Origin of the sequence: uncultured Blautia sp. (assembly GCF_902497045.1) — a bacterium.
In the GTDB taxonomy this organism is placed as follows: domain Bacteria; phylum Bacillota; class Clostridia; order Lachnospirales; family Lachnospiraceae; genus Blautia_A.
Genome location: NZ_CABVDF010000106.1, coordinates 1 through 9224 on the forward strand (window position 1 = coordinate 1; position 9224 = coordinate 9224).

Consider the following 9224-nt stretch of genomic DNA (forward strand, 5'->3'; position numbering starts at 1 on the left):
AATTATTGCTTGACCCTTATTATTTTTTGATATAAAATGAAATTAAATTAAAACAACAGAAGGGAGAAACTGAAAATGAACGTAGTACATACAGACAAGGCTCCGGCAGCAATCGGACCATATTCACAGGCTATTATTTTAAATGGAGTATTATTTACATCCGGACAGATTCCGGTAGATCCTTCTACAGGAGAAATCGCAGGAGAAACAATTGAGGCGCAGGCAGAGCAGGTAATGAAGAATCTTGCTGCAGTTGCTGAGGAAGCAGGCACAGATCTTGCAAATGCAGTAAAAACCACTTGTTTTCTTGCTGATATGGCAGATTTTGCAGCATTTAATGAAATATATGCAAAGTATTTTGTAAATAAACCGGCACGTTCCTGCGTAGCAGTAAAGACACTTCCGAAAAATGTTCTCTGCGAAGTAGAGATGATCGCAGCTATTGAGAAATAATAATCAAAAACGTAAGGGACAGTAACAGAAACAAGAGAAACCTTCAGAGAGAAAACTATCTGGGGGTTTCTTTTTATGCTGAAATCATGTATAATATCACTTTATAGTAATATTTGAAATCAGGAGGAAAAAAATACATGCGAGTCGATACGGATGACTTTGGCCGACCGTGCAGGTGCGGGAAGGAACATCACATAGAAGTAAAGGAAATTTTTATAGAATCAGGCGCTGTGGAGAAGCTTGAAGAGGCCATGTCAGATGGCTTTCTGAAAAAATACATCTCACCGCTGCTGATCTGTGATACCAATACAATGAAAGCAACCGAAGAGCTTATGGAGGATATTTATGACAGATGTCAGGTTCTGACTCTGGATGCAGAGGGACTCCATGCAGATGAACATGCGGTAGAGATCGTGGAAAATTATATGGAAGAAGACATAGATCTGATTCTGGCAGTCGGAAGCGGTACCATTCATGACATCAGCCGTTATCTGGCATTTCAGTATAAGGTTCCTTTTATTTCCGTTCCAACTGCAGCCAGTGTGGATGGATTCGTATCAAATGTTGCGGCAATGACCTGGAAGGGAATGAAAAAAACAGTTGAAGCAGCAGCGCCGATGGCTGTCTTTGCTGATACAGATATATTTGCACATGCACCGGAAAGGCTGACTGCTTCAGGTGTTTCAGATCTTTTAGGCAAATATATCTGCCTCACTGACTGGAAAATTGCCAATCTTCTTACAGAAGAATATATCTGCGGAGAGATCATTGAACTGGAAGAAAGAGCTTTGAAGACAGTGGTATCCAGCCTTAAGGAAATTGCGGCAGGGGATCCTGAGGAATGTGAGAAACTGATGTATGCACTGATACTTTCCGGTCTGGCTATGCAGATGATAGGAAATTCACGGCCGGCATCCTGTGCAGAGCACCATCTTTCTCATCTGTGGGAGATGGAAGTGATCAATCATCATCTGGATGCACTTCACGGAGAAAAAGTTTCTGTAGGGACTATGCTTGTGTTAAAAGAATATAAACGTCTTGCCTGTGCTATAAGAGAGAACAGATGCCGGGTAAAGCCTTATGAAGAAGAAACAGAACTTCTTGAAAAATATTTTGGAAGCAAAGGGATTCTGGATGGGATCAGAAAAGAAAATGATCCCGAGCCTCTTTTGGATATAAATCCCTCCCGGCTGGCAGACTGTCTGGGAAAGATTGCAGATCTGATCGATGAGCTGCCTCAGGAAGAAACTCTTTTTCATGAAATGGAGGCTGCAGGCTGTAAAAAAAGTGTGTATGATATCGGTCTGACAGATGATATTGTGCCGCTTAGTCTGGAGCTTGCACCTTATGTGCGGAGAAGACTCAGTTTCCTGAGAATCCGTAAAATGCTGGATGTGAAAGGAGAATGATCATGAGAGTTGGTATGGGATATGATGTACATAAGCTGACAGAGGGACGTGATCTGATCCTTGGTGGAGTGACAATACCGTGGGAGAAAGGTCTTCTGGGGCATTCTGATGCAGATGTGCTGATCCATGCAGTGATGGATGCACTTTTGGGAGCCGCTGCACTTGGAGATATCGGAAAACACTTTCCTGACACAGATCCTGCTTATAAGGGAATCTCCAGTTTGAAGCTTTTGGAGCATGTAATGTGTCTTCTTAAAAGAAATGGTTTTTCTGTAGGAAATGTGGATGCAGTAATCATTGCGCAGAAACCGAAGATGGCCCCGCATATTCCTCAAATGCGTAAAAATCTGGCAGAGGCAATGGGAATTCCGGAAGGCAGAGTCAATGTGAAAGCAACTACAGAAGAAGGTCTGGGCTTTACCGGAAGGGGAGAAGGCATTGCTTCCCAGGCTGTGTGTCTTTTGGAAGAGAAATAAAAGCTTTACACGGCACTACTTTGCTGTGAACGCAGTGAACCGTAAAATAAAAGTCCGAAAACGGATATTATATAAAAATCGGAGGAGAAAAATTATGAGGCTTTTTAATACCATGACACGGAGAAAAGAAGAATTCGTGCCTCTGGAAGAGGGAAAAGTTCGGATGTATGTGTGCGGTCCGACGGTTTATAATCTGATTCATATCGGAAATGCCCGACCTATGATCATTTTTGATACCGTACGCCGCTATATGGAGTATAAGGGATATGAAGTTAATTTTGTATCTAATTTTACAGATGTAGATGACAAGATAATAAAAAAAGCCATAGAAGAAGGCGTCAGTGCAGATGAAATTTCCAGCCGCTATATTGAAGAATGCAAAAAAGATATGGCAGGAATGAATGTAAAGCCGGCTACCACTCATCCGCAGGCTACGCAGGAAATCAATGGAATGATCGATATGATCCAGACGCTGATCGACAAAGGCTATGCATATCCGGCAGCAGATGGAACAGTGTATTTCCGGGTGAAGAAATTTAAAGAATATGGAAAGCTTTCTCATAAGAATCTGGACGATCTCCAGTCAGGTTTCCGTGCGCTGCAGGTTTCCGGTGAGGAACAGAAAGAAGATCCAATGGATTTTGTTCTCTGGAAACCTAAAAAAGAAGGAGAACCTTTCTGGACTTCTCCATGGTGTGACGGACGTCCGGGATGGCATATCGAATGTTCTGTAATGGCGAAAAAATATCTTGGAGAAGAAATCGATATCCATGCAGGCGGAGAAGACCTGATCTTTCCTCATCATGAAAATGAGATCGCGCAGAGTGAATGCTGCAACGGCAAAATATTTGCAAAATATTGGATGCATAATGGTTTCCTGAATATTGACAACCGTAAGATGTCCAAATCTCTTGGCAACTTCCGCACTGTCAGAGAAATCAGCCAGCAGTATGATCTGCAGGTGCTGAGATTCTTTATGCTGAACGCACATTACAGAAGTCCGCTGAATTTCAGTGCAGATCTTATGGATGCTGCCAGAAATTCTCTTGAACGTATTGTTGAAGGCGCAGCACGCTTAAAAGACCGTAAGGCTGCAAATACAAACATTATGACTGAGGAAGAAAAAGAACTTCTTCGGCAGGCAGATACATTCCGGGAAAAATTTGAAGGAGCTATGGATGACGATTTTAATACGGCAGATGCTCTGGCAGCAATTTTTGAACTTGTAAAATTTGCAAATACAAATGTGGATGAGGCAAGCAGCGGAGAATTTGCAGGAAATCTCCTTGACATGCTTGTAAAGCTTGCTGATGTATTGGGACTGATCGTTTTGAAAAAAGAAGAAGTTCTGGATTCCAGTATTGAAGAACTGATTGAGGAACGTCAGGCAGCCAGAAAAGCCAGGGACTTTGCAAAAGCCGATGAGATCCGTGATAAACTTCTTGAAATGGGAATCGAGCTGAAAGATACTCGTGAGGGAGTAAAATGGAAACGAATTTAAACGAGCTTAAGGAACTTTTCCATCTGAAGGATCAGGATATCAGAAGCTATTCTCCCTTGACACTGGCATATATTGGAGATGGGGTATATGAACTGGTTATCCGGACGATTCTTGTAAAAAAGGGGAATTGTCCTGTAAACCGACTGCATAAAAAAGCCAGCAGTCTGGTAAAAGCTGCTGCACAGTCGGGAATCATGGAAGTGATCGAGGAAAAACTGACGCCAGAAGAACTCAGTGTATATCGAAGAGGCAGAAACGCACATTCTCCTACTATGGCAAAACATGCTACTATGGTCGACTACCGCAGGGCAACAGGATTTGAGGCTTTGATAGGCTATTTGTATCTGAAAGAAGAATATACGCGAATGATTACATTGATACGCATGGGAATCAGGGAGGAAGATATATGAGTGAACAGGTAGAAGGAAGAAATGCAGTTCTTGAGGCATTTCGTTCCGGAAGATGTGTGGATAAGCTGTTTATACTGGATGGATGTCAGGATGGACCGGTCCGTACCATTGCCAGAGAAGCGCGAAAAAAAGATACGATCATCAATTATGTTTCTAAGGAACGGCTGGATCAGCTCAGTGAGACAAAGGCTCATCAGGGTGTGATCGCACAGGTGGCAGCTTATGAATATTCTACAGTAGAGGAAATTCTTGCAAAAGCAGAAGAGAAAGGGGAACCGCCTTTTCTGGTACTTTTGGATAATGTAGAGGATCCTCATAATCTGGGAGCGATTATCCGAACTGCTAATCTTGCAGGCGCCCACGGTGTTATCATTCCCAAAAGACGTTCGGTAGGTCTGACCTCTACAGTTGCAAAAACATCCGCAGGAGCCATTAATTATACTCCGGTGGCGAAAGTGACAAATCTGGTCCGTACTATTGAGGAGCTGAAAGAAAAAGGAATCTGGTTTGTATGTGCAGATATGGGAGGAGAATCGATGTATCGGCTGAATCTTACCGGACCTATCGGTATGATCGTTGGAAATGAAGGTGAAGGAGTCAGCCGCCTGGTAAGAGAAGCGTGTGATTTTACAGCCTCTATTCCCATGAAGGGGGATATCGATTCACTGAATGCTTCTGTGGCGGCCGGAGTACTTGCATATGAGATTGTACGCCAGAGACTGATGACAAAATAAGTGCAGTAAAAAGAAACGGAGGAAGCATGAGCCAATACGAGCAGTGCAGTGACGAAGAGCTGATCGAGAGACTCAGAAAAGGAGAAAGCGGGATTTCAGATTATCTGATGGAAAAATATAAGGATTTTGTCAAGAAAAGAGCCAGGGCCATGTATCTGATCGGAGGAGAAACCGATGATCTGATACAGGAGGGGATGATAGGACTCTTTAAGGCAGTCCAGGATTACCGTTCTGACCGTGAGGCTTCTTTTCAGACTTTTGCAGGAATCTGTATAGACCGACAGCTTTACAGTGCGGTTAAAAATTCTACCAGACAAAAGCATATACCGCTTAATTCCTACGTTTCTTTAAGTGAAGAAGAAGAGACAGGAGCTCTTGAAGGATTATGGTCAGAGAATCCGGAAGCACTTGTTATTGACAGAGAAAATACCGGACTTTTGGAAAAGAGAATAAGTAAAGCTTTAAGCCCTATGGAAAATAGAGTGCTTGATCTTTATCTTCGTGGTTATGGCTATGTTCAGATTGCAGAGATGATGGGGAAAAAGCCGAAATCAATTGATAATGCCCTTCAGAGGATACGAATGAAGATCAGAGATTATATTGAAAGTCTGCAAGTATAAGATTACCCTTTCTTTTTCGCACAAAAAGTAGTACAATGATATAAGATTATTTGTTTAAAATATCATAATGACCATCCGGTCAGAGATGAAAGGAGCAGTATATTATGGCAAAGGTAAACAAATACTGGGGACTGGTAGCAGTTGGAGCAGCAGCTGCGGCAGCTGCAGGAGCAGTAGCAGCATTGGTGCTGAAGAAAAAAAGGATCAGTGAATTCGAAGATTTTGATGAAGATTTTGATGACTTTGAATTCCCGGAAGAGACTGCTGAGGACCTGAAAAAAGAAGAATCAGAGGCTTTTGCATCCTGGGAAGAGGAGACAGAAGAAACTGCAGAGGAGACTGCTGAAAAAGCAGAGGAAACAGAAGAACCTGTGGAAGAAGCTGCAGAGGAAGCAGAGAAACCGGAAGAAGTTACGGAAGAACCTGTAAACGAAGCTGCTGAAGAAGATACAGAGGAGAGCAAGTAATTTCATAAAAGCAAAAAAAGGACTGTTGTAACCTGACGATTCAGGGATTTCAACAGTCTTTTTTGTTTTAAAAAACAAATAAATTGAAAAAATATTGCCCACAAATAATGCCACTTATTGTAGAAAATAGTTTATTGTTGTAAAAAAATAAAGAGATTTTGTTTGCGGGAAGGATAAGAAAAATATGTATTGTGAAAAATGTGGAACTAAAAATGATAATGATGCACAGTATTGCTGGAAATGTGGAGAAAAGATGTCATCTGATGGTAGTCTGCAGGCTGGAAATGATGACACAATAGTTTGGGACACGCCAAGTCTGCCAAATCCGTCAAATACAGAAACCGGAAAAAATAAGGTAATGTGGATCGTCAGTATCTCTGTAACAGCCGCTATTTTTCTGGTGACAGCAGTTATTTTGTGGTTTTTGATCAGACCAGAATCAGGGGACGAATCAGAAATTTTGGTAAATCCAAATAAAACGACAGTAAAAGAGGCACAGAAACAAAGAGAGCAGGATGAAACAGATAGAAAGACAGAAAAACAGGAAATAGAAGTTTATGAAAAAGAGGAGACTCCAGAAATTTTTCCCGATAATGATAAGGCTCCGGTAAAAACCGCTGAACAAGGACCTTACGCTACAGAACAGCGTTCTTATGAAGAAAGCAGTTTTCAGACAACGAAAAAGACTACGGCAGCCCTTTGTGCCGGTAGTCCGGATTTAGCATCTCTGAGGGAAATTCCAGTGATTGCCGCTAATGCAACCTCAACAATCTCGCAGGCAAAGACAAACAATAATGCAATGCTTCTGTTTGATAAAAAAGACGATACAAGCTGGCAGGAAGGAGTATCTGGATATGGTATCAATGAGTCGGTAAGTTTTAGTTTTGACGATCATTATAAAGTGAAATATATTGCTTTTAAGCTAGGAAACTGGAAAAATGATAAATATTATTTTGGGAATGCGAAACCAAAAACAATGACTCTTGTTTTTGGGGATTATACAGGTCAGGTAACGTTTACCGGAGAAAGAAAAATTGAATGGGTAGAGGTAGAACCTTCTGTAAATGCTGACAGTATGCGTCTGGAAATCAACGATGTATATCCAGGAACGAACTGGGAGGATACCTGTATAACAGAAGTGACGGTTTATGGGGAGTGAGCGGAAAAATATGAAAAAGGAAAAAAATAGAAGCAGATCAGGAGGTCTATGGGGACTTCTGTTTATAAGTCTTCTCTGTGTAATTATAGCTCTGATACTTTTGTGCTTGCTGTGTCTGAAGATAAAAAATGAACTCAGGCAGGAACAGCAGGCTCTTGTCAGGGAACAGGAGCGTTTGACAGAAAAAATAGAACGTCTGGAAGCAGAAATAAAAGTTCTGGATGAAAAAAATTCCAAACAGGAAACACAACAGAGGCCTTCTGAGACTCAGGCATCGGAGGAATCTGGACTGGATGAAAATTTGCCGGTTCAGGAATCAGAAATGTCTTCGGATACTTTGGAAGAAAATGCGATGATAGGACCTCCGGCAAATAAAACAGTCTCTGTTGACAGTATGGAAATTGGACAGGTAATTAGTGCAGAACAGGTGGCCGGAAAGGCAGAAGATTTTTTTAAAGCCTATGAGATAGTGGAGGGAGATGATGTTTACAACAGGATCAACGGAAGATCCTATTATGCAAATGATAATATAGGTCTTTCGGATCTTCGTTATCTGAAAATGGCACATTATAATTTTGAACATCAGGTACAGATAGGCGAAATGATCGTAAATGCTCAGATTAGTAATGATGTGCTGAATATTTTTAAGGAGCTGTTTGAAGCAGAATATGAGATTCAATCTATGCGTCTGATCGATGATTATTGGACCGGAGATGGAGATTCTTCTGACAGTAATTCCATTGATAATAATAATACATCTGCTTTCTGCTACAGGGAGATTACCGGAGGCGGAAGACTGTCCAACCATGCTTTTGGAAGAGCCATTGACATCAATCCTCAGCAAAATCCTTATGTTTGGAATTCTGCAGGTCAGCTGCAGTGGAGCCATGAAAATGCATCGCCTTATATTGACCGGAATTGCGGAGATCCACATGTCATTGTACAGAATGATATCTGCTGCAATATTTTTGCAAAATATGGATTCAGCTGGGGAGGTCTGTGGTCAGATCCCATAGATTATCAGCATTTTGAAAAAGAGAACCAGGGGTGATGATATGCTTTCAGAAGAACTGACCAACCGTCTTGTACAGGAGATTAAAAGATTTCTCCTGGCAGATGCCATGCTTTTAAGCCGTGCATCAGATGAACAGCTGATGAGACGGATCGCGGATATAGCTGATCATAAAAGCGGGAATATCAGGATGACGCCTCAAGAACGTGGAAGGATAGTAAGACTTGTATTCAGTTCTATCCGAGGACTGGGAATTCTGGATGAGATCCTGGCTGATGACAGTATCACAGAGGTGATGATCAACGGCCCGGATCATATTTTTGTGGAACATGGCGGACGCCTTTATCGTTTAAATAAAAGATTTGATAATGAACGTCATCTGGAGGATATTATTCAGAAAATCGTGGGAAAAGCAGGAAAGGAAGTAAATCAGGCAAATCCTATTGTGGATACCAGGCTTCCTGACGGTTCTCGTGTAAATGTTGTACTTCCTCCTATTTCATTATCTGGTCCTATTGTAACAATACGAAAGTTTTCAAAAAAACCTATGACAGTTGAACAGCTTTTGCAATATGATTCTCTTACCAGAGAAGCAGCTGCTTTTCTGGAGAAACTGGTGCGGGCCAAATATAATATTTTTATCAGCGGAGGGACGGGTTCCGGAAAAACGACTTTTTTGAATGCATTATCAAATTTTATTCCTAAGGATGAACGAATCATAACAATTGAAGACTCTGCGGAGCTTCAGATTAAAAATATTGAAAATCTGGTGAGTCTGGAGACAAGAAATGCCAATACTTCTGGAAAGGGAGAAGTATCCATACGTGATCTGATCAGATCTGCATTACGTATGAGACCAGAACGTATTGTAGTAGGAGAAGTTCGTGGAGAAGAGGCTTTGGACATGCTTCAGGCTATGAATACGGGACATGACGGCTCGCTATCTACCGGACATGCCAACTCTACACGTGATATGTTAAGCC

Annotated in this window: 11 protein-coding genes; all 11 read left to right on the forward strand. The window is 41.6% G+C overall.

What is annotated here, in order from left to right:
- Positions 1-75: 75 nt before the first annotated feature.
- Positions 76-453, forward strand: coding sequence for a RidA family protein (locus RDS42_RS08920; RefSeq protein ID WP_308783349.1), 378 nt, complete (start codon positions 76-78; stop codon positions 451-453).
- A 137-nt stretch (positions 454-590) separates the two neighbouring features.
- Positions 591-1862: a sn-glycerol-1-phosphate dehydrogenase gene (locus RDS42_RS08925; RefSeq protein ID WP_308783350.1), complete on the forward strand. Its 1272-nt coding sequence runs from the start codon at positions 591-593 to the stop codon at positions 1860-1862.
- Between the two features lie 2 nt (positions 1863-1864).
- Entirely contained in the window at positions 1865-2338 is a 474-nt protein-coding gene (gene ispF / locus RDS42_RS08930; RefSeq protein WP_308783351.1) for a 2-C-methyl-D-erythritol 2,4-cyclodiphosphate synthase, read from the forward strand.
- A gap of 94 nt (positions 2339-2432) precedes the next feature.
- Complete coding sequence (cysS, locus tag RDS42_RS08935; RefSeq protein ID WP_308783352.1) at positions 2433-3839, forward strand: cysteine--tRNA ligase; 1407 nt, start codon at positions 2433-2435, stop codon at positions 3837-3839.
- Positions 3824-4249 carry a ribonuclease III domain-containing protein gene (locus RDS42_RS08940; RefSeq protein ID WP_308783353.1) on the forward strand — a complete coding sequence of 142 codons (426 nt, stop codon included), beginning with the start codon at positions 3824-3826 and terminating at the stop codon, positions 4247-4249. Before cysS ends, RDS42_RS08940 begins: the two co-directional genes overlap by 16 nt.
- Positions 4246-4983: a 23S rRNA (guanosine(2251)-2'-O)-methyltransferase RlmB gene (gene rlmB / locus RDS42_RS08945; RefSeq protein WP_308783354.1), complete on the forward strand. Its 738-nt coding sequence runs from the start codon at positions 4246-4248 to the stop codon at positions 4981-4983. The genes RDS42_RS08940 and rlmB overlap by 4 nt, the downstream gene beginning before the upstream one ends.
- 26 nt (positions 4984-5009) lie before the next feature.
- A complete protein-coding gene (sigH, locus tag RDS42_RS08950; RefSeq protein ID WP_308783355.1) occupies positions 5010-5603 on the forward strand; it encodes an RNA polymerase sporulation sigma factor SigH in 594 nt (197 codons plus the stop codon).
- 104 nt (positions 5604-5707) lie between these two features.
- Positions 5708-6070, forward strand: coding sequence for a hypothetical protein (locus RDS42_RS08955; protein WP_308783356.1), 363 nt, complete (start codon positions 5708-5710; stop codon positions 6068-6070).
- A 184-nt stretch (positions 6071-6254) separates the two neighbouring features.
- Positions 6255-7229, forward strand: a complete 975-nt coding sequence (locus RDS42_RS08960; protein ID WP_308783357.1) for a zinc ribbon domain-containing protein — start codon at positions 6255-6257, stop codon at positions 7227-7229.
- A gap of 10 nt (positions 7230-7239) precedes the next feature.
- Positions 7240-8280, forward strand: a complete 1041-nt coding sequence (locus tag RDS42_RS08965; protein WP_308783358.1) for a M15 family metallopeptidase — start codon at positions 7240-7242, stop codon at positions 8278-8280.
- A gap of 4 nt (positions 8281-8284) precedes the next feature.
- Positions 8285-9224, forward strand: a 940-nt coding sequence (locus tag RDS42_RS08970; RefSeq protein ID WP_308783359.1) for an ATPase, T2SS/T4P/T4SS family, incomplete at its 3' end; no start/stop codon positions are given.